Origin of the sequence: Pseudonocardia sp. D17, from assembly GCF_036984265.1 — a bacterium.
GTDB classification, from domain to species: domain Bacteria; phylum Actinomycetota; class Actinomycetes; order Mycobacteriales; family Pseudonocardiaceae; genus Pseudonocardia; species Pseudonocardia benzenivorans.
Genome location: NZ_BPRG01000181.1, coordinates 195 through 20,281 on the forward strand (window position 1 = coordinate 195; position 20,087 = coordinate 20,281).

14 protein-coding genes and 1 pseudogene are annotated in these 20,087 nt (G+C 69.9%); 10 read left to right on the forward strand and 5 right to left on the reverse strand.

Annotated elements, in window-relative coordinates:
* The 3 genes and pseudogenes from PSD17_RS25225 to PSD17_RS25235 all read right to left on the reverse strand — a co-directional run.
* Positions 1-232: pseudogene (locus PSD17_RS25225) on the reverse strand (hypothetical protein); the annotation flags it as partial.
* Positions 233-305: 73 nt separating this feature from the next.
* A complete protein-coding gene (locus tag PSD17_RS25230; protein ID WP_013673541.1) occupies positions 306-1,502 on the reverse strand; it encodes a CaiB/BaiF CoA transferase family protein in 1,197 nt (398 codons plus the stop codon).
* Positions 1,503-1,510: 8 nt separating this feature from the next.
* Complete coding sequence (locus PSD17_RS25235) at positions 1,511-3,313, reverse strand: flavin-containing monooxygenase (protein WP_339124830.1); 1,803 nt, start codon at positions 3,311-3,313, stop codon at positions 1,511-1,513.
* A gap of 514 nt (positions 3,314-3,827) precedes the next feature.
* Here PSD17_RS25235 and PSD17_RS25240 point away from each other — a divergent pair.
* The 6 genes from PSD17_RS25240 to PSD17_RS25265 all read left to right on the forward strand — a co-directional run bounded on the left by PSD17_RS25240 (position 3,828) and on the right by PSD17_RS25265 (position 11,487).
* Complete coding sequence (locus PSD17_RS25240) at positions 3,828-5,105, forward strand: bifunctional 3,4-dihydroxy-2-butanone-4-phosphate synthase/GTP cyclohydrolase II (protein ID WP_339124832.1); 1,278 nt, start codon at positions 3,828-3,830, stop codon at positions 5,103-5,105.
* A gap of 116 nt (positions 5,106-5,221) precedes the next feature.
* Positions 5,222-6,715, forward strand: a complete 1,494-nt coding sequence (locus PSD17_RS25245; RefSeq protein WP_339124834.1) for a flavin-containing monooxygenase — start codon at positions 5,222-5,224, stop codon at positions 6,713-6,715.
* Positions 6,716-6,809: 94 nt separating this feature from the next.
* Positions 6,810-7,955 carry an LLM class flavin-dependent oxidoreductase gene (locus PSD17_RS25250; protein WP_339124836.1) on the forward strand — a complete coding sequence of 382 codons (1,146 nt, stop codon included), beginning with the start codon at positions 6,810-6,812 and terminating at the stop codon, positions 7,953-7,955.
* Positions 7,956-8,245: 290 nt separating this feature from the next.
* Entirely contained in the window at positions 8,246-9,097 is an 852-nt protein-coding gene (locus PSD17_RS25255) for an SMP-30/gluconolactonase/LRE family protein (protein ID WP_013673546.1), read from the forward strand.
* A 10-nt stretch (positions 9,098-9,107) separates the two neighbouring features.
* The gene (locus PSD17_RS25260) at positions 9,108-10,409 is read left to right on the forward strand and encodes an LLM class flavin-dependent oxidoreductase (protein WP_339124839.1); all 1,302 of its coding nucleotides are present in this window, start codon (positions 9,108-9,110) and stop codon (positions 10,407-10,409) included.
* 115 nt (positions 10,410-10,524) lie between these two features.
* Positions 10,525-11,487 carry a LacI family DNA-binding transcriptional regulator gene (locus PSD17_RS25265; protein WP_041759367.1) on the forward strand — a complete coding sequence of 321 codons (963 nt, stop codon included), beginning with the start codon at positions 10,525-10,527 and terminating at the stop codon, positions 11,485-11,487.
* A gap of 30 nt (positions 11,488-11,517) precedes the next feature.
* On the opposite strand, the gene PSD17_RS25270 is transcribed toward PSD17_RS25265, so the two are convergent.
* The gene (locus tag PSD17_RS25270; RefSeq protein WP_013673549.1) at positions 11,518-12,465 is read right to left on the reverse strand and encodes a TIGR03620 family F420-dependent LLM class oxidoreductase; all 948 of its coding nucleotides are present in this window, start codon (positions 12,463-12,465) and stop codon (positions 11,518-11,520) included.
* Between the two features lie 285 nt (positions 12,466-12,750).
* Entirely contained in the window at positions 12,751-13,344 is a 594-nt protein-coding gene (locus PSD17_RS25275; protein WP_339124842.1) for a TetR/AcrR family transcriptional regulator, read from the reverse strand.
* 139 nt (positions 13,345-13,483) lie between these two features.
* Between PSD17_RS25275 and PSD17_RS25280 the strand changes: the two genes are divergently transcribed.
* From PSD17_RS25280 to PSD17_RS25295, 4 genes are all read left to right on the forward strand, one after another.
* Positions 13,484-14,839: a hypothetical protein gene (locus tag PSD17_RS25280; RefSeq protein ID WP_339124843.1), complete on the forward strand. Its 1,356-nt coding sequence runs from the start codon at positions 13,484-13,486 to the stop codon at positions 14,837-14,839.
* An 11-nt stretch (positions 14,840-14,850) separates the two neighbouring features.
* Positions 14,851-17,031, forward strand: a complete 2,181-nt coding sequence (locus PSD17_RS25285; RefSeq protein WP_339124844.1) for a molybdopterin-containing oxidoreductase family protein — start codon at positions 14,851-14,853, stop codon at positions 17,029-17,031.
* A 10-nt stretch (positions 17,032-17,041) separates the two neighbouring features.
* A complete protein-coding gene (locus PSD17_RS25290) occupies positions 17,042-18,229 on the forward strand; it encodes an epoxide hydrolase family protein (RefSeq protein ID WP_339124845.1) in 1,188 nt (395 codons plus the stop codon).
* A 621-nt stretch (positions 18,230-18,850) separates the two neighbouring features.
* Positions 18,851-19,999 carry an ABC transporter substrate-binding protein gene (locus PSD17_RS25295; RefSeq protein ID WP_041759372.1) on the forward strand — a complete coding sequence of 383 codons (1,149 nt, stop codon included), beginning with the start codon at positions 18,851-18,853 and terminating at the stop codon, positions 19,997-19,999.
* Positions 20,000-20,087 lie beyond the last annotated feature (88 nt).

Genomic DNA, 20,087 nt, shown 5'->3' on the forward strand with positions numbered 1-20,087 from the left:
GCGACCCGCTGTAGCCCAGGGCGTCGAGACGCTGCGTCATGCCGGCGAGCATCCGGCGGACGTCGTCCGCGGTGGGATGGACCGTCGTCCGCCCGTCGGCCACCCGCAGCAGCGGCGCGGTGAAGTACGCGGCGGTGGCGTCCGGGTCGCCGCGCTGGAAGCACGCGACGTAGTCCGTGTACGCGGCGCGCACCGACCGTTCGACCGCCACGGCGTCGGCAGGCGTGGTCATCGTCGGCTCCCTCCGTCGGTGGACGGTGTCGGTGAGCGGTGGCGGGTGAATGGCCTCGACGAAGGGGGCGCGGTCATCCGGTGCGGGCCCGCACGGACGGCCTGTCGGTGCCGGGCGCCGGGAACCCCAGCCACTGCCGGATCTCGGCACCCGCGGTGCCCAGGTCGGGCGGGCCCGACCGGTAGGTGGGCGGGGTCTCGGACATCCGGAGCGGGTTGCGCACCATGGGCACCCCGTCCACCGTGACGACGGGCTCCAGGCCGAGCCGGTCGGCCAGCTCCACGCCACCGGCGACGTCGTTGATCGGTCCGCACGGAAGACCGGCCGCCGACAGCAGCTCGAACCAATCCTGCGCGGACCTGCGCGACAGCGCGCCCGCCAGGATGCGACGCAGCTCGACCCTGTTCTCGTTGCGCAGGCGCATCGAGCGGAACCGTGGGTCGGCGCCGAGCTCGTCGAGGCCGAGGACGCGGCACAGCGTCGCGAACTGCCGGTCGTTGCCCGCGATGATGACGAGCTCGCCGTCGCCGGTGGCGATGGGCTCGTAGGGGTACAGGCTCGGGTGCTCGTTGCCCATGCGGCGGGGCACGACCCCGCCGGAGACGTAGGCGGAACTCTGGTTGATCATCGACGACAGCGCGGCCGACAGCAGGTCGATCTCGACGAGCTGACCGGTGCCCGTGCGGTCCCGGTGGCGGAGCGCGGCCTGGATGCCGACGGCCGCGTGCAATCCCGTCATCACGTCGAAGGCGGCCATCCCGGCCCGCAACGGCCGGCCGTCCGCCTCGCCGGTCAGGCTCATGAGGCCGGACACGGCCTGGATGAGCAGGTCGTACCCCGGCAGGTCCGCTCCGCCGCGGGTTCCGAAGCCGCTGATCGCGCAGTAGACGGTGTCCGGCCGGCGGGCGGCGACGTCGGCGTACCCCAGCCCGAACCGCTCGATCCCGCCCGGCTTGAAGTTGTGGATGACGACGTCGGCGCGCGCCGAGAGCGCATGCGCCACCGCGAGGTCGGCCGGATCGGCGAGATCGAGCGCGATGGAGCGCTTGTTGCGGTTGACCGCCTGGAAGTAGGTGGAGACGCCGTCCCTGACCGGTGGGGTGAAGGCCCGGGTGTCGTCACCGGCCGGGGACTCGACCTTGACGACGTCGGCCCCGAGGTCCCCGAGCAGCATGGCGCAGTAGGGCCCGGCGACGATCCGTGAGAAGTCGGCCACCACCAGGCCGGACAGCGGCCCCCGCGGCGTGGGCGCCGGGTGGAGATCGGACACCGGCGCGCTCACTCGAACTCGAGCCCGGCGTACTCGCCCGAGGACCGCCACTCCGCAAGCAGCTTGCTGAACGGCAGGATGCCGCGTGCGTACGGACCGTTGCGCCGGAACAGGGCCAGGTTGGGCTGGCCCTCGTTGTTGTAGTACGACGGCGTGCACGACTCGAGGAAGTCGGCCGACGCCGTCGACGAGCTGATGACGGTCTGCACCCACTCGTCCTCTGCGGCCTCGGTGATGTCGACCGTGGTGGCCTGCCGGTCGCGTGCCTCGCGGATGATGTTCGAGATGTGCTTCGCCATCTCGTCCAGCGGGTGGGTCTGGTTGGACGCGACGCCGGTCTGGAAGTACGACACGACGAAGAAGTTGGGGAAGTTGTGGGTCTGGGCCCCGAACAGCGTCGAGATCCCGTCCTTCCACTTGTCGCTGAGCGCCTGGCCGCTGCGCCCGAAGACGTCGTAGCCGAGGCGGGTCTTGAGGTCCTGCCGGATGCTCGCGAAACCGGTCGCGTAGACCAGCGTGTCGATCCGGTACTCCTCGCCCGCGACGACGATGCCGTTCTCGGTGACCCGGTCCGGGCCCTTGCCGTGGGTGTCCACGAGCGTGACGTTCGGCCTGTTGAACGCCTGCAGGTACTCGTCGTGGAAGCAGGGGCGCTTGCACAGGAACCGGTAGTAGGGCCGCAGTGCCTCCGCGGTCACCGGGTCGTGGACGATCTCCCCGACCCGGGCACGTATCGACTCCATGTGCTGGAAGTCGGCCAGTTCCATCGCCTCGGCCTGCGACCCGGTCACCGGCCTGGTCTTGCGCAGGTGGTGGAAGACGCGGGTCCAGGCGTCGTCGACCAGGTCGACGTCGGTCTCCTCACCGGCGATGCACGCAGAGAAGTTCTCGATCCGCGCGCGCTGCCACCCCGGCTCGAGCGAGGCGACCCACTCGGGATCGGTGGGCCGGTTCTCCCGGACGTCGACGATCGCCGGCGTGCGCTGGAAGACGAAGACGTGCTCGGCGTCCTTCGCCAGCATCGGGACGCACTGGACGGCGGTGGCGCCGCTGCCGATGACGCCGACGACCTTGTCGCGCAGCTTGTGCAGGTTGCCGTAGCTGTCGCCGCCGGTGTGCTCGTAGTCCCACCGAGACGTGTGGAACGACGTGCCCCGGAAGTCCTCGATGCCGGGGATCCCGGGCAGCTTCGGGTGCAGGAACGTCCCGAAGGTCATGCAGACGTACTTCGACCGGAACCTGTCACCGCGGTCGGTCGAGACGATCCACACGCCGTCGTCCTCGTTCCACCGGACGTCGGTCACGCGCGTCTGCAGCAGCGCGTCGCGGTAGAGGTCGAAGTGCCGCGCGAACATCTGGCAGTACCCGAAGATCTCCGGCCCCTTGGCGTACTTCTCGGTCGGCATGTAGCCGACCTCCTCCAGGAGCGGCAGGTAGACGTAGGACTCGACGTCGCACGCGATCCCGGGGTAGCGGTTCCAGTACCAGGTCCCGCCGAAGTCCCCACCCTGTTCGACGACGCGCAGGCTCGTGATGCCGGCCTGCCGCAGCCGCGCGCTGAGCAGCAGGCCCGCGAAGCCGCCGCCGATCACGGTGGCCTCGACCTCGTCGGAGACCGGCTCGCGCTCGATGCGCTCGACGTACGGGTCCTTGACGTACTCGGCCAGATCACCGTCGCGCGAGATGAACCGGTACTGGTTCGGACCGTCGGCGCGGATCCGCTTGTCGCGCTCCTGCTTGTACTTGCTGCGGACGGCGTCGACGTCGTAGCCCTCTACCGTCCACGCCGCATCGGCGTTGATCTCTGCCATTCCGTCTCCTCTGAACTGGCTCTCGGCCGCATGCGTCCATCCGTGCCGGGACGACCAGTGCGATACGAGCGTGGCCTAGAAGGATACATTCGATAGCTAGTTGGATCCAAGGGATTGCCGGACCCGGGGCGCTCCGGGATAGCACTTCGACAGTACGTAAACGTTTAAGGTTGTCGGTCACGCTACCGCAGCCCCGGTGGGAAACCAAGGACGCCCGTGAGTGAGGTGCCGGCTCGTCGCCACTCGCGGTGTGGGCTCGTCGCCACTCACGAGGTGTCGGCCCGTGGGAGCGTGGGTCGTGTGCGGGGGTCGCGAGGCCTGCGCACGTCCCGGGTCGGCCGGCACACTCGGCCGCCGCGGTCGGTGGTGGCGGACTGTCGGCAGTGGGCTCGATGCGTCGTCCTTGACCTGTGACGCGGCCCGCCCTACTCTGCCTTAAACGTTTAGCCCACATTGCCCAGTGTCGAGCCCCACCCACGAGCGGGCTCCGACCGACGACAGAGCGGGAGCCGGGATGACGGACGTGTCACGCGACGAGGCCGATGCCGTCGTCCGCGCGCTGGCGGAGTTCCGGCGCGGCCGGATGATCCTCGTCGTCGACGACGAGGACCGCGAGAACGAGGGCGACCTCATCATGGCGGCCCAGTTCGCCACGCCCGAGGCGATGGCGTTCATGATCCGGCACACCAGCGGCCTGATCTGCGTCGCGGTCACCGACGAGCGCGCGGACGAGCTCGACCTGCCCCTGATGACCACGGACAGCAGCGATCCGCGCGGAACCGCGTTCACCGTGACCGTCGACAAGACGGTCGGCACCACGACCGGTGTGTCGGCGACGGACCGCGCGGCGACGGTGCAGGCACTGGCCGATCCGGCCACCAGGCCCGCCGACCTGTCGCGGCCGGGTCACGTCTTCCCGCTCCGCGCACGCCGGGGCGGGGTGCTGCAACGGGCAGGACACACCGAGGCCGCCGCCGACCTGTGCCGCCTCGCCGGCCTGGAGCCCGCCGGTGTCCTCGCCGAGGTGACCAACCCCGACGGCACGATGACGCGCGGACACGACCTCGAGGCCTTCGCCGCCGAGCACGGCCTGACGACGATCGCCGTCGCCGACCTCGTCCGGTACCGCAGGAGCAAAGAGTCGCTGGTGCACCGCGAGTCGACCGGTCGGGTCCCCATCGGCGACCACGACTGGGCGGCCGTCGCCTTCCGGTCGGTGACCGACGGCGTCGAGCACGTCGCCTTCGTTCTCGGCGACGTCGACCAGCGGGGTGCCGACGGCGCCGGCTCGCCGGTACTGGTGCGCGTCCACTCGGAGTGCCTGACCGGCGACGTGTTCGGCTCCCGCCGATGCGACTGCGGCGAGCAGCTGGGCGTCGCGCTCGACCGGATCGGACGTGCCGGTCGCGGCGTCGTGGTCTACCTGCGCGGTCACGAGGGGCGGGGGATCGGGCTGGCGCACAAGCTGCGTGCCTACACGCTGCAGGATCGCGGGCTGGACACCGTCGACGCCAACCTCGCTCAGGGCCTGCCGGTCGACTCGCGCGAGTACGGCGTCGGCGCGCAGATCCTGCACGATCTCGGCGTCCGCGACGTCCGGCTGATGACCAACAACCCGGCCAAGTACCGCGGGCTGTCGGGCCACGGTGTGCGTGTGGTCGCGCGCGAGTCGATCGACGTCGCGCCGAACACGGCCAACCTCGCCTATCTCACGACGAAGCGGGAGCGGATGGACCACGCGTTGCGGCTGCCCGAGCACTCGAGCGTCGACGTCGCCACCGGAACCGCGTAGGTCGATCCTGTCCCGCGCCGCTGCGTCCGTCCCGGGCGGTAGTTAAACGTTACAGGCGGGCCGCCCCCTTCTCTGCCCGGCACCCGGGTGCCGGACCTGCTCATCGGAGGTTGACTGTGGAACTCACCGACCGGATTCCGGCGGCGGACGCGGTGCACGACGTCGTCGTCATCGGAGCCGGGCCGGGAGGGATCTGCGCGGCGATCCTGCTGGCGCGCCGGGGCATCACCGACGTGGTCGTCCTCGAACGGTCCGCCGGGATCGGCGGTACCTGGTACAACAACCGCTACCCGGGCCTCGCGTGCGACGTGCCGAGCGATCTCTACTCGTTCAGCTTCTTCCAGGACTTCGACTGGCCCCGCACGTTCGCCCGTCGACACGAGATGTGTGCCTACGTCGAGGAGGCGGCCGCACGCTTCGGCGTGGCCGACCGCGTCGTCCTGAACGCCGGCGTGGAGTCGGTGCGCTGGGATGACGCCGCCGGCCGCTGGACCCTCGTCACGTCCACCGGCGACACCGTCCGCGCGCGGACCGTGGTGGGAGCCGTCGGCATGTTCAACGAGCCGGTCCGGCCCGACATCCCCGGCCTCGACGACTTCGCGGGCGTACTGGTGCACACCGCCGAATGGCCCGGCGACGACGTCTCCTTCCTGGAGGGGAAGGCCGTCGGCGTCATCGGGGCCGCGGCCAGCGCCATCCAGCTCGTCCCGGCCGTCGCCCCGATCGCCGAGCGGCTCGAGGTCTTCCACCGCACCCCGCAGTGGGTGTTCCCGAAGGACGACAGGGTGTTCGACGACGCCGAGCGGGCCGCGCGGCGCAAGGACCCCGCCATCGTCGCAGCGCTGCGGAAGGAGAGCACCCAGTTCGTCGACAGGCTGTGCGACTACAACAACGAGGCCCTCATGGCCGAGCTCCGCGAGAAGGGCATCGCGAACCTCGACGCCGTGCGTGACGAACGGGTGCGTGCGGCGATGCGGCCCGTGCTCCCGATCGGCGCCCAGCGCACGCTGTTGTCGTCCGAGTACTACCCCACGTTCAACCGGTCCGACGTCGCGCTGGTGACCGACCCGATCGTCCGGGTGGAACGGGACGGGGTCGTGACGGCCGCCGACGGCCTGCACCGGCTCGACGTGCTGGTCCTCGCGACGGGGTACGCCGCCCACAAGTTCCTGTCGGTCGTCGACGTGGTCGGCCGGGAGGGCACGGCGCTGCGCGAGGTCTGGAAGGACGGCGCGTACGCCTACAAGGGCATGACCGTCGACCGGTTCCCGAACCTGTTCATGCTGTACGGGCCGAACACCAACGGCGGGTCGATCATCGACAAGCTGGAGACCCAGTCGCGCTACGTGGTCGGCAAGATCGCCCACATCCTGGAGCACGACCTCGCGGCGCTCGAGGTGCGCACCGACGCGGTCGTCGCCTACAACGAGAAGCTGGCGCGCGACCTCGACCGCATCCACGCCTGGCGCGTCGACGGCAGCCGCTACTTCCGAGCACCCTCGGGCCGGATCGTCACACAGTGCCCGTACAACCCGACCGAGTACGACGAGCTGACCCGGGTCGACGACCTGGACGACTACACGGTCACGCCGCGCGACGCCGTCGCGTAGCGGCTCTCGCCGTGTTCCCACGACCCGTTCGTCTCGCCCGGCGCGGCGTCGTTCGGGAACCGGTCCCCACTGGTGTCTGGAAAGGAATGTCGTCATGAAGATCGGTGCCTTCTTCAACTGGCAGAACCACCTGGACTGGGAGCGCTACAACTCCCGGGGCAGCGAGCCGCCCAAGGTCGCTGACGCCCAGATCTACGAGGAGGAGCTCCATCTCGCCGACCTCGTCGAGCCGCTCGGGTTCGACACCTACTGGGCCATCGACCACTACGTGACCCCGTACGGCATGACCGGCGGCGTCATGCAGCACCTGTCGCACATCGCGGGCCGCACGAAGCGCATCGACGTGGGCACGATGGTGCTGGTGCTGCCCTGGTACCACCCGATGCACGTCGTCCACCAGATCAGCGCGCTGGACAACCAGCTGCAGGGGCGCGGGCTGACCCTCGGCGTCGGGCGTGGGGCGGCGGTGCGGGAGTTCAGCTCGTTCGGCATTCCGATGGGCGATGCGCGCGGCCGGTACAACGAGACGCTCGAGGTCATCAACCTCGCGCTGACCCAGGAGTTCTTCTCCTTCCAGGGTGAGCACTTCACGATCCCGGAGACCTCGGTGCGCCCGCGCTTCCGCAACCCCGAGCGGCTGCGCGCCGGCATGAAGTCGGGCTGGGCCAGCCCGCCGAGCCTCCCGCTGGCCGCCAACGCGGGTCTCGGGATGCTGCTGACCAACCAGAAGAGCTGGGAGGACTACCGCAAGGACGTCGCGATGTTCAACGGCATCCGGCGCGAGAACGGCTGGGAGCCCGAGCAGCCCACCGTCGTCGTCCGCGCGGCGTGTGCGGAGGACTCGGCCGAGGCCTGGTCGCTCATGGCCACGTACGCGCTGGAGGGGCAGGCGAGCAGCTCGAACCACTACCAGCTCGACGACACCGAGCGGCTGCGCAACACCAAGGGATACGAGCAGTACGCGGCGGTGGGCGCGCTCACCTTCACCGACGAGCAGATTCTCGAGGCCGCGGCGAAACCGCAGGCGTGGGGGACACCGGACGAGGTGTACGAGCGGCTGCTGCACATCCAGGCGATGACCGGCGCCTCCGAGTTCGTCCTGAACTTCCGCTTCGGCACCATGCCGGTCGAGGCCGCGGAGCGGTCGATGCGGTTGTTCGCGCAGGAGGTGCTGCCCCGGCTGCACTCGCTCGACGCGAAGCTCGGCCCGGAGCTCGACGGAAGCCAGCCGGTCGAGTAGCGCGGCGGGCCGACGGGTCGTCGTGGCCCCGGTCGCGCGGACGGCGCAGGCACGCCGTCCGTGCCGTGGCCGGCCCGGCGGACGGGCCAGGGCCCGTGCCACCCGTCGCCCTCCCGTGTCCCGGGTGATCGTCGGCGGATCGGGAGGGCCCGCACAGTCGTGCGACATCGAACGAGCAGACCCCGCGGTCGAGGGCCGCGGCATCCCCGCGGACCGGCGTCGGCGCCGGCGCCGCGCGCCCGACGTCCGGCCGAAACCCGGACCGACCGACCCGACCGGAGGAACCCCGAATGACACCGGAACTGCTGCTCGACGGCCTCAGATTCGCCGAGTGCCCGCGATGGCACGACGGGAAGCTGTGGTTCTCCGACATCTACGCCCGTCGGGTCGTGACCGTGACCCCGGCGGGGGAGTCCGACGTGGTCGTGCAGCTGGGCGACGACGACCTCCCGGCAGGCCTGGGCTTCCTGCCGGACGGGCGGCTGCTGATCGCGAACCTGGCACGACCGGTCGTCCTTCGGCTCGACGCCGACGGCTCGGTCTCGACCCATGCCGATCTCTCCGGGATCGCCGTCGGCCCGCTCAACGACATGGTCGTCGACCCGGCCGGCCGGGCCTACGTCGGGGCCAGCGGCGTCGACGAGCTGAGCGCCCCGCGCCCGCTCGTCGGGACCGGGAGCATCATCCGCGTCGACCCGGACGGGTCCGCCCGCATCGTGGCGCCCGAGATGGACTCCCCGAACGGCCCCGTCATCACCGCGGACGGGAAGCAGTACGTGGTCGCGTCGCTGCCCGCGCGCGAGCTCACGGGATTCGACATCGCCGCCGACGGATCGTTGTCCGGACGCCGGGTCTGGGCCGATCTGCAGCCGGCCGCTCCCGACGGGATCACCGTCGACGCGGAGAACGGGGTGTGGATCTGTGCCCCGCTGCAACGGGAGTGCCGTCGCGTCCTCGAGGGCGGCGAGGTCACCGACGTGATCGCACTGCCCGACCGGCTCCCCATCGCGCCGTGCCTCGGTGGGGACGACGGGCGGACGCTGTTCATCCTGAGCGTGACGACGGACGCCTCCACCATCGCGGACATGACGTGCGAGTCCGTGATCGAGTCGGTGCGCGTCGACGTCCCGGCCCCCCGCTGAAGGAGCTCCGGTGGACTTCGGTCTCTCCTTCGCGCTCCAGCTCCCGAGGCCATGGACCGAGCACTCCGAGTCGGAGCTGTTCGGCTCGGCCCTGGACCAGGTCGAGCTCGCCGAGGAACTCGGCTTCGACTACGCCTGGGTGCTCGAACAGCATTTCCTCGAGGAGTACTCGCACTCGTCGGCACCCGAGGTGTTCCTGGCCGCCGCGAGCCAGCGGACCTCACGCATCCGGCTCGGCCACGGAATCGCGCTCCTGCCGCCGGCCTACAACCAGCCGGCGAGGGTGGCCGAGCGCATTTCCACCCTCGATCTCGTGTCCGGCGGACGTGTCGACCTCGGCTTCGGTGACTCGAAGTCACGCATGGAGCTGGAGGGCTTTTCCATCGAGCCGGCGGACCGGCGCGAGATGACGGTCGAGGCGGCCGAGCAGATCGCCGACATGATGGCGCTCGAGCCCTATCCCGGGTTTACCGGCCGATTCTTCGCGATGCCCGCCCGCAACGTCGTCCCCAAGCCGGTGCAGAAGCCGCATCCGCCCTTGTGGATGGCCTGTTCCGACGACGAGTCCGTCCGGGCGGCCGCCCGGCTGGGAGTCGGTGCGCTCATCCACACGTTCTTCGACGCGGACGAGGCCGAGAAAGTGGTGCGCGACTACTACGACACGTTCAGGAACGAATGCGTCCCGATAGGTCGTGCGGTCAATCCCGCGGTGGCCACGATGGAGCCCTTCTACTGTCACCGGTCGGCCACCGTCGCACACGACCGGGGGCGGGCCGCGCACGGCTTCTTCACCTATGCGGCACGGCACTATTACGCGTTCGGTCGGCACCGCCCGGGATTCACGAACCTCGCCGACAACTTCCGACGTGTCGAGAAGCTGGTCGGTGGGGACATTCCGGTGCGCGGCGGCCATTCCATCGGCACTCCCGGCGCAGTGGCCGACCGGCTGCACGCACTGGAGGCGGCCGGAGTGGATCAGGTGATCCTGTTGCACCAGGTCGGCGACCTCACCCACGAGCAGGTCGCCGACTCGTTGCGGCTCTTCGCCGCCGACGTGCTGCCGGGGTTCGCTCAGGACCGGGACCGGCTGCGCCCGCGGCAGGAGGAACTGGCCCCGTACGTGCGGGCGGCGTTCGAACGCAAGAGCTGGGCGAGCGCTCCCCGGCGTGCCGAGGTCGAGGTGTGCGACGCCTACGGCCTGTCCCGTCCCGATGTGGAGATGGCGATGCTCGAAAGCCTGCCGCCCGCGACGCGGGAAATCATTCTCGATCTCCAGAAGCTCAAAGCGGCGGCATTGCAACTCGACCCGTAACGCGCATTCGCGGACCCGGCAAAGCGGCGAATGGTATCATCCGCACGTGCCAGAACCTGCTTCCCGGCCGCGAACTCGCCGGAAGTCGCCGACCAAGGTCGCCACGCTGCACGCGGTGGCCGAACTCGCCGGGTGTTCGACCGCGACCGTCTCCAAGGCATTGAACGGGCTGCCGGTCTCGGCCGAGAACCTGCGCCGGGTGTATGCCGCGGCCGAGCAGCTGGGCTACGTACCGAACCTCGCGGCCCGCTCGATGCGCCAGGAAAAGACGATGACCCTCGGCATGGTGGTCAATTTCGAGGGTCATCCGCGCAGCGAGCTGTTGTACGTGTTCCAGGACCTGATCGCCAACATGGAATCGGCCGGCTACAGCGTCCTGCTGTCGATCGTCCGCAACGAGGGGCTGGACCTCGACACGTTGTTGCAGCGTTTCCTCGCGCACCGCGTCGACGGACTGTTCTACTGGCAGGCCCGGCCGTCGAACACGCTCGCCTGGTACGAGCGGTCGAACATCCCGGTGATCGCGGTCGGGTTCCGGGACCCGAGATGCGCGCAGCTGCCGTTCGTCACGGTGGACGGTGCTCCCGCGTTCGCCGCCGCCTGCAGGGACCTGAAGGCGCACGGGCACCGGGACTTCGCCGAGATCGTGGTCGACCGGGTGGCCCCCCTCCACAAGCTCTACCCGCGGATGCGCGGCGTGCGGTGGCGCGAGATCCGGATCGGGCACGACGAGCAGGACGTCCGGGACGCCGTCGAGGAGCACCTGACGGGCCCGGACGCGCCGACGGCGGTGTTCGCCGCGCCGCCGACGGCGACGACGCTCCTGTCGGCGGCCGGTGAGCTGGGGCTGCGCGTCCCGGAGGACCTGTCCGTCGTGTCGTTCTTCGACCTCGAGGACGCGCCACTGTTCCGGACTCCGCTGAGCGCGATCCGTACCGACTACGACAAGCTCGGAGCGGCCGTGGCGACGGCCATGCTCGACGCGCTGGCCGGCCGGGAGGTCGGCGACGTGCTGATCCCGGCGTCGACCCATTACATCCCGCGCGCCTCCACCGGCCCGGCCCGGGAGCGCGCCTGACGGGCAGGGATCACGCCGGCGCCGTGTGGGTCACCCCGTGATCTCGGTGAGGGCGGGCGCGAGCCCTTCCAGCTGCTGGATGCCGGTCTCGTAGCCGGGCAGGACGCAGTTCACCAGGACGTGGTCGGCACCCGCGTCGAGGTGCGCCCGGGCCCTGGCCGCGATGTCGTCGGGACGGCCGTAGGCCATCACCGCGTCGACGACCCGGTCCGCACCCGCGGCGATCTCGTCGCTCGTGTAGCCCAGGCGGGCGAGGTTGGCCCCGTACGGCGACCCGGGAAAGCCGAGTGCTCCGACGACGAACTGCCCTGCGGCGTCGCGGGCGGCCCGGCGGTCGGCCAGCGCGACGACCGTGAGCGCGACGACGAGCAACTTGTCCGGGCCCAACGTTGCGCGGACGGACGCGGTGTACTCGACCGGGATCAGCCCGGGGTGCGCGCCGTCGGCGGCGGACGCGGCGAGCTCGACCATCTTCGGACCGTTCGCCGCGATGATGCGCGCGTAGGTCTGCTCGGCCGTGGGCAGGCCCGGCACGGGGGTGGTCATCGCCCGGAGGTAGTCGCGCATGAGCGAGTAGGGCCGGGCGTAGCGCAGCCCGAGTGCCTCGGCCTGGTACGCCATGCCTGCTCCCAGCCCGAGGACGAACCGGCCCGGGAAGGCCTCCCCGAGTGTGGCGGCGGCGGCGTGCAAGGTGACGGCAGGACGGGCCCACATGTTGGCGACCGCGGAACCGAGGACGAGCTGCTCGGTGGCACCGAGCAGCGTGGCGATCTCGACGAGCGCGTCGTGGCCGCCCACGCCCTCCCGCGCCCAGGCCGCCCGGTACCCGGCCTTCTCCAGCCGTCGGATCCCTTCGATCTGCTGCGGCATCGGGACCGTCTCCATGCCGGTCGTCGGCACGCTGACCCCGATCGGTCCGAGTGCCGCGCGGGCGGCCTTCACGCGCCCCCGGCTCGCCTCGTGTGTCGTCTGCCCCATGACGGTCCTTCCCGTACCGAGAGTCGTGTCCAGCGCGCCGGAATGGTGCCCGAACGATTCCTGCGGCATCGACGTCGCAGATCGTGCGACCGTGATCGGGGACGCGCCGCGGATCACCGAATGTCACGAGTCTAACGGAATATCGGATCCATTTCGGGCCACTACGGATATTTTCATGAGCTGCCGTGCGCGACGACGCCGGTTCCCGCGGCGAATCCTCGGTACGCCGAACGGAGGATCGGCGCCCGGTGCCGTCGGGGTTGCGAACTCGGCTGCCGGGACCGCTCAATCGTCGTGAGCGCGTCGCCTCTCGTCCGCCGACGGCCCGAACGCGACGAGGAATCGGTCGACGAGCGAGTCGGCGAGCTGGTCGTCGATGGGCAGCAGGTTCGCGAGGTGGGCGATCATGAGCGGCCCCTGCAGGTGGGCGATGGCCTCGTCGACGTCGACGTCACCCTCGACGAGGCCCTCCTCGGCCGCCTGCCGGACGAGCTTGGCCAGCACGTTGTTGTGCTGCCACTCCATCCGCTCGCTGATGGCGCGGATCTCGGTCTCGTGCTGGCTGAGCATGATGAATGCGGGAAGCATGCGCGCCCATTCGGTGTGGCGCAGCGTGTCGACCGAATACCGCATCGCGGCGCGCAGTGAGGTCTCGACATCGGCCTCCGGGTCGGGTTCGGGTAGCCGGGGGATGGCGGTCTCGATGACGGCGGCCAGCAGGTCGTCGCGCGACTTCCAGTGGCGGTAGATGGTCGTCTTGGCGACACCGGACCGCAGGGCCACGGCGTCCATGGTGAGAGCACCGGGCCCTCCTTCCACGAGGAGGTCGGTGGCGGTCTGCATGACAACGGATCGCGTGCGCTCCACACGGGGGTCCATGGTGGAGACGGTAGCGGGTGTCGAACCCTCGTTCCGACCACGAGTCCGCCCTTGACAGGAACAACGAACACTACGCTACCGTAGCGTAGTGTTCATCCGCCGCGGCAGCCGCGGACGTCGAGTTACAGGGTGGTAGTCGATGACAGCAGTGGGAGAGACGACGTCGCTGGGAGCCACGCCCGAGGAGGTGACGGCGTCGCTGCAGAGGCTCTGGGACGAGCGCGGCGCGGCCGTGGGCCGGACGTTCACGGTCACGCCGTGCCCGTACTCGGCCGAGGAGATCGCCGCGCTCGAGGAGGACGGCCGGCGGCTCGCCTACCTGCCCCCCGAGGTGGCCACCCGGGCGGGCCGGCACTGGCTCGGCAAGATCTGGCCGTTGATGGAGTGCTTCAGCGTCCTCGAGGACAACGTCGTCAGCAATGTCGTCAACCCGTCGGGCTGGTTCGACTACGAGTCCCAGATCGACGCGCCGAACGTCAACCTCGACCAGGCCGCGCTGCTGGCCGAGGTCGAGCGCCAGGGTCGCACGCTGCTCACCGTCAACCAGTGGATCGTGGCGGCGCAGGACTCGCGCGTGCTGACCGGCAAGTACCTCGACGAGACCCGCTCCTGGGTCCGCGTCAACTCCGGCATCGACCCGGGCCGGATCCTGGCCGTGCACATCGACGGCCCGAACATGGCGGTCGACCTGACCGATGAGGACGCGGTCGACGGCTCGATGATCATGGCCTACGACCTCAGTCCACACGATGCCGTGGAGGGCTGCGGTGGTCGCACCTCGAGCGTGCCGCCGGAGCGCCAGAACCTCGTCGAGGAGCCGGCCGAGCGCGTGGCACGCTGGACGATGACCCCGTACTTCGCCACCCTCGACCTCGACAAGGAGTGGCAGCGCCAGGTCGACAAGTACCTGGAGCTCGGCTTCCACACCGCGATGCACTTCACCGAGGAGCAGTACGTCCGCACGCTGCCGAAGTTCGAGCGGCAGCCGAAGGAGTACCGCGGCCGGTTCGACATGCCGATGCTGGTCGACCCCCGGCTGTTCTGGCGCAACCAGTGTGTCCTGGGTGGCGTCCGCATTCCGCACTTCGATTACTGCACCGAGCCGATCCCGGCCGATGAGCGCTTCCGTGTCCCCGCCCGTCCCTACGCCGCCTGGTTCGGAGCGTGGGACCAGCGCTTCCCCGAGCGCATCGCGCCGCCGGACGCGCGCGCCCAGCTCGCCGAGGACGAGATCGGCGGCAACTCGTGGGAGATGGCGGCCGTCGAGATCCTCTGGCCCGAGTACGACCTGCGCGGTCAGTACTGGGACATCATCGGCTACGTGGTGCACGATGCCAAGATCAAGAACATCCCGGACACCGACTACGAGCGCACGCTCTCCTGCTACCACTACCGCCGTTCGGCGGAGATCCACCCGAACCTCCACCAGTGGGCCTTCGAGGTCTTCCGCCCGCTCGTGCGCGGTAGCAAGATCGTCACCTCCCCCAACTCCTGAGGGCTGATCTCGTGGAGACCAAGGTCTCGTACTGCCGGACCTGCGGTGCCAACTGCGGCATGCTGGTCGATGTCGAGGACGACAAGATCGTCCGCGTGAGGGCGAACGCGGAGAACTCCTCGTCGGCCGGTTACACCTGTGTGAAGGGCCGCAACGCGGTCGCGGGGCACAACAGCTCCGATCGCATCCTGCGCCACCTCCGCCGGAGACGGGACGGCGGTTTCGACGAGATCAGTCTGGAGACGGCTGTCTCGGAGATCGCGGACCGGCTCGGGTCCATCATGACCGAGACGGGACCCGAGTCGGTCGGCATCTACTGGGGCACCTATGCCTGGATGGCGTCGGCGACCATACCGGTGGCCAAGGCGTGGTGGCGGGCCATCGGGTCGCACAAGTCGTTCTCGCCCATCACGATCGACCAGGCGTCCAAGACGATTTCGTGGGAGCGGACCGGCTTCTACACGGGCGGCTTCCAGCGGGTCGAGGACGCCGACGTCTGGTTGGAGATCGGCGGGAACCAGCTCATCTCGCTGCAGAGCGTCGGCTGGTCCAACACGAACCCGTTCGTGACGCTGAAGGAGCACAAGAAGCGCGGGCTCAAGCTCATCGTCATCGACCCGCGCCGCACCGAGCTGGCCAAGGCGGCCGATCTCCACCTGCGTCCGCGCCCGGGCACGGACGCCGTGCTGCTCACCGCCATCCTCAACGTCATCTTCGACAAGGGCCTCGACCGGCCGGAGTTCTACGGCCGGTACGCGGACAACGTCGAGGCTCTCAAGGACTACGTCCGGGGGACGACGCCGGCGATGGCCGCGGAGTTCTGCGACGTCCCGGAGGAGGACATCATCACCGCCGCGGTGATGTTCGGCGAGGGCAAGGTCGGCGCGGCCAACGGCCACACCGGCACGGACATGGGGCCCGGCGGGAACCCGTGCGAGCAGCTGATCCTCTCCCTCAACATCATCTGCGGCCGCTTCGTCCAGGAGGGCGAGCAGGTGCAGAGCGATGCGATCGTGGGCGACTCCCCGCCGCGGCACGCCCAGGTCATTCCGCCCTCGCGGCACTGGGACAAGGGCTGGCGCAACCGTTTCGGGTACGGCCTGATGCCGAGCCCGTTCTCGGGTTTCGGGGAGGTCCCGTGCGGGCTCTACGCCGACGAGATCCTGGAGCCGGGCGAGGACCGCGTGCGGGCGATGTTCTCGATCGGCGGCAACCCGGTCAACGCCATCCCGGATCTGCCGCGGCAGATCGAGGCGGCCAAGGCACTGGACCTGCTCGTCAACATCGACCCGTACATGACCGAGACCTCGCGGCTCTCGGACTACATCATCGCGCCGACGATGATGTACGAACGGCCCGACGTCAACGTCATCTTCGGCCCGTTCGGCATCTACACGCCGGCCCTGGTCCCGCCGCCGGGCGACACGGTCGAGGAGTGGCAGTTCTTCTGGCTCCTCGGCCAGGCGATGGGGCTCGACATGGAGCTCGGCGTGCCGAACGACGCCGGCTTCGGTTGCTTCGGGTACGTCCCCCCGGGCAGGCCGGTGAAGCTGACGGGCCCGTTGCCGTCGAGCGATGAGGTGCTCGCGATGGTGGCCGACAACGACGCGCTGCTCGAGGAGCTCAAGAAGCACCCGAACGGCCTTGCGGCGCCGAGGCGGTCGGTCACGGTGCAAGGTCCGGCCCCCGGCATGGAGGACAACCGTCTGGACCTCTTCCCGCCGGAGTTCCCACAGGAGATGGAGGCGCTCAGGTCCATCCTGCAGGACTCGGAGCGCCGCCACTACCGACTGATCGTGCGGCGGGCCAAGGAGCTCTTCAACAACCAGGGTCGGAATCTGCCCGAGATCACCAAGGGGAAGACCAACCCGCTGTACATCCACCCCGACGATCTCGCGTCGCACGGGCTCGGGTCGGGCGACCGGGTGACCGTCACCAGCGACCACGGCACCATCGCCGTGGTGACGAAGGCCGACGACACCCTGCGCCGGGGGGTCGTCGCGCTCACGCACGGCTGGGGCGGCCTGGAGGGGGACGACCCGTTCGCCCCGGGCGTCGGCGCGAGCGTCAACGCCCTGATGAGCACGCGCGGCCCTGTGCAGCAGGTGCTGCACATGCCGATCATGACGGCCCTGCCCGTCGACATCGAGCCGCTCGCGGACGCCCCGGCGTCGCGGACGGACCCGGCCTGAAGGAGGAGCGATGGCTGAACACGAAGGCCCGTCCCCGGTCCGCGCAGTGCCGTTCGAGATCCATGTCCCGGACGCGGAGCTCGACGACCTCGCCGCGCGGCTGCGCGCTACCCGATGGGCGCCGGAGGCGGGTAACGAGGACTGGAAGTACGGCGCGACGGGGGAGTTCCTGCGCGAGCTCGTCGACGCCTGGCTCGCCTTCGACTGGCGCGCCCAGGAGAAGAAGATCAACGAGCTGCCGCACTTCCGGGCGGACTTCGACGGGACGCCGATCCATTTCGTCCACCAGCGGGGGAAGGGCCCGGCGCCGCTGCCGCTGATCCTCTCGCACGGATGGCCCTGGACCTTCTGGGACTGGTCGGAGGTCGTCGGGCCGCTCACCGACCCCGCCGCGTACGGCGGCGACCCGGCGGACGCCTTCGACGTCGTCGTCCCGTCGATGCCCGGGTTCGCCTTCTCGAGCCCGCTGACGGAGAAACCGGTCACGGTCCGCTGGATCGCGGAGCTGTGGGACCAGCTGATGACCGACGTGCTGGGCTACCCGCGCTACGGCGCCGTCGGCGGCGACTGGGGCGAGGTGGTCACGACCGAGCTCGACCGCGTGGCCAGGGACCATCTCGCCGGGCTCTACCTGTCGACCGCTCCGACGACGCTCATCGGCGGGATGCAGACGCTCAAGCCCGAGGAGTACGCCCCGGACGAGGCCGGCTGGTTCGACCACACCCAGCAGATGATGAGGACGATCCTGAGCCACGGGCACGTGCACATCCTCGACCCGCAGACGCTGGCGTGGGCGCTCAACGACTCGCCGGTCGGCCTCGCGGCGTGGCTGATGGAGCGCCGACGCGCCTGGAGCGACTGCAACGGTGACCTGAGCTCGACGTACTCCACGGAATTCCTGCTCACGACCATCAGCCTGTACTGGTTCACGCACAGCTTCGGCTCCTCGGTCCGCATCTACGCCGACGCCACCGCGGCGCTCGCGGACGGCACGGAACACGTCGAGACGCCGGTCGGCGTCGGCGTGTTCCCAGCGGACGTGTTCCTCGTTCCGCGCGAGAGGGTCGCCGCGGCGGCGAACCTGCAGCACTGGTCGGTCCAGCCGAAGGGCGGCCACTTCGCCCCGGCCGAGCAGCCGCAGGCCGTCGTCGAGGAGCTGCGCACCTTCTTCCGCCCGCTTCGCCACCGCAGCGAGTGACGACCCAGCGCCGACGCGCCGAGTAGCCGCTGCCGTCGTCGGGCGCGTCGCACACGTACGGGGTACGGCTCACGACCGGGCGCCCGGCACCTGGAGCACAGCGCTCCACCGGGCCGACCGATGATGAGCGACATTCCCGTTCGAATCGGTCCGGCCGGAAACGAAGGACAGCGGGTCGTATCGCCACCGGGCGCAGGACCGCGATCGGGAGGAGACGGGAGCGCCCGGGCCCGCCCGTCGGAATCGGCCCTGTGCTCACGCCGCCTCGCGGTGGCGCGGCGATACCGGACGAGGCCGTCTCAGGAACCCCGTGACAGCGGCCTGACCAGCCAAGATCCTCGACTCGTGTCGAATAGGATCCATCCTTGACGCTTTCGTATCCTGCGACTACTGTGCACCCCACCGTCGGGCCGCGTCAGAGGTCGAGTCGCTGCGGAGTACGCCCCAACTTCAATCGCGCGGGCGAGTTCTGTTCGCCGTGCGAGAAACGGAATGTGGCAGGCCATGAGAATGAGGACGAACTGTGTCGCCCTTGCGGCATTGGCAGTCTTGCTCGCCGGCTGCGGTAACGGCGGTGGCGCGTCGAGCGGATCGAGCGCGTCGGAGATTTCCGCGCCGGCTGTGAACGCCGTCGCCGCGGACTCGTCGAAGCCGCCGGTACTGGTCGGTTTCGAGAACACGATGACCGGCACGTTCGCGTTCCCCGCCTTCGCGGACGGTTTCGCGGCGGGTGTGAAGTACGTGAACGAGGAGCTCGGCGGGATCAACGGGAGCCCGTTGACGTCGACCCTCTGCGCGTCCGACGGCACGCCGGACGGTGCGGTCAACTGCGGCAACCAGTTCGTCCAGAGCGACGTCGTGCTCTCGGTCCTCGGGTTCGACTACGGCGCGGACGGCATCCTGCCGGTCCTCAAGGCCGCGGGCGTCGCGGAGTTCGGCTACCAGGCCATCACGCCGGGGATGAACAACGCGGTCGGGCAGGCCTTCTTCGCCTCCCCGTCGACCCAGGAGGCGTACTCCGCCGCCGTGGTCGCGCAAAAGGGCCTCGGGGTCAGGTCGCTGGCGACGGTCATGCCCGACCTCCCGCCGATGCACGACTACTTCGCGACGGTCGTCGAGCCCGCCGCCCGGAAGGTGGGGATCGCGATCCGCGCCTTCTACTACCCGGCGACCGGACCGGACTGGGCGAGCTTCGCCTCGTCGGTCGTCGCGACGCAGCCCGAGGGCATCACCCTCTATGTCGGTGACGCCGACGCGCTGGCGGCGATCCCGGCGTTCCGGGGCACCGGGTTCACGGGTGTCATCGACGCATCGACGTCGACCTCGGTCATCCCGAAGCTCTCGCCGCAGGTCCTCGAGAAGGTCATCTTCGTCAACCCGTTCTTCAACAACCTGTACGCGGACTCGGCGCTGAGCCCGAAGGTGAGGGCCGACCTCGCCGCGTTCAACCGGCACATCAAGCCGGACCCCGCGAGTTACACCTTCGCCCAGGCGGGCTTCTTCGACGCCGTGCAGGCCGCGGACATGCTGCGGCAGGTCGCTGCCAAGACCGGTGCTCCGCTGACCAGGCAGACCGTCCTGCAGAACATCGCCAGCACGAAGGGCGGGATGTTCTTCCGGGACGGCACCTACGACTGCTCGACGCCGAGCTGGCCCGGGACCACGTCGTGCACCAGCGGCTTCAACTACGCCGAGGTGGGAGCGGACAAGAAGCTCACGCCACTGGCGAACTCGCCGGTGGACGTCTCGTCGGTCCGGGTCACCGGCTGACGGCTCGTGCACCACGGCCGAGGTCCGGCCCGCGCGCCGCGAGGCGGGCGTGGCCGGACCCCGGGGAACGCGCCGGCGCCCGGGCTGC

What these genes read in the sequence shown, in the direction of transcription:
- PSD17_RS25290 (WP_339124845.1), top strand. Translation starts at nt 17,042, where the DNA reads ATGGCTGAACACGAAGGCCCGTCCCCGGTCCGCGCAGTGCCGTTCGAG.
- PSD17_RS25275 (WP_339124842.1), bottom strand. Translation starts at nt 13,344, where the DNA reads ATGGACCCCCGTGTGGAGCGCACGCGATCCGTTGTCATGCAGACCGCC.
- PSD17_RS25235 (WP_339124830.1), bottom strand. Translation starts at nt 3,313, where the DNA reads ATGGCAGAGATCAACGCCGATGCGGCGTGGACGGTAGAGGGCTACGAC.
- PSD17_RS25240 (WP_339124832.1), top strand. Translation starts at nt 3,828, where the DNA reads ATGACGGACGTGTCACGCGACGAGGCCGATGCCGTCGTCCGCGCGCTG.
- PSD17_RS25255 (WP_013673546.1), top strand. Translation starts at nt 8,246, where the DNA reads ATGACACCGGAACTGCTGCTCGACGGCCTCAGATTCGCCGAGTGCCCG.
- PSD17_RS25280 (WP_339124843.1), top strand. Translation starts at nt 13,484, where the DNA reads ATGACAGCAGTGGGAGAGACGACGTCGCTGGGAGCCACGCCCGAGGAG.
- PSD17_RS25250 (WP_339124836.1), top strand. Translation starts at nt 6,810, where the DNA reads ATGAAGATCGGTGCCTTCTTCAACTGGCAGAACCACCTGGACTGGGAG.
- PSD17_RS25270 (WP_013673549.1), bottom strand. Translation starts at nt 12,465, where the DNA reads ATGGGGCAGACGACACACGAGGCGAGCCGGGGGCGCGTGAAGGCCGCC.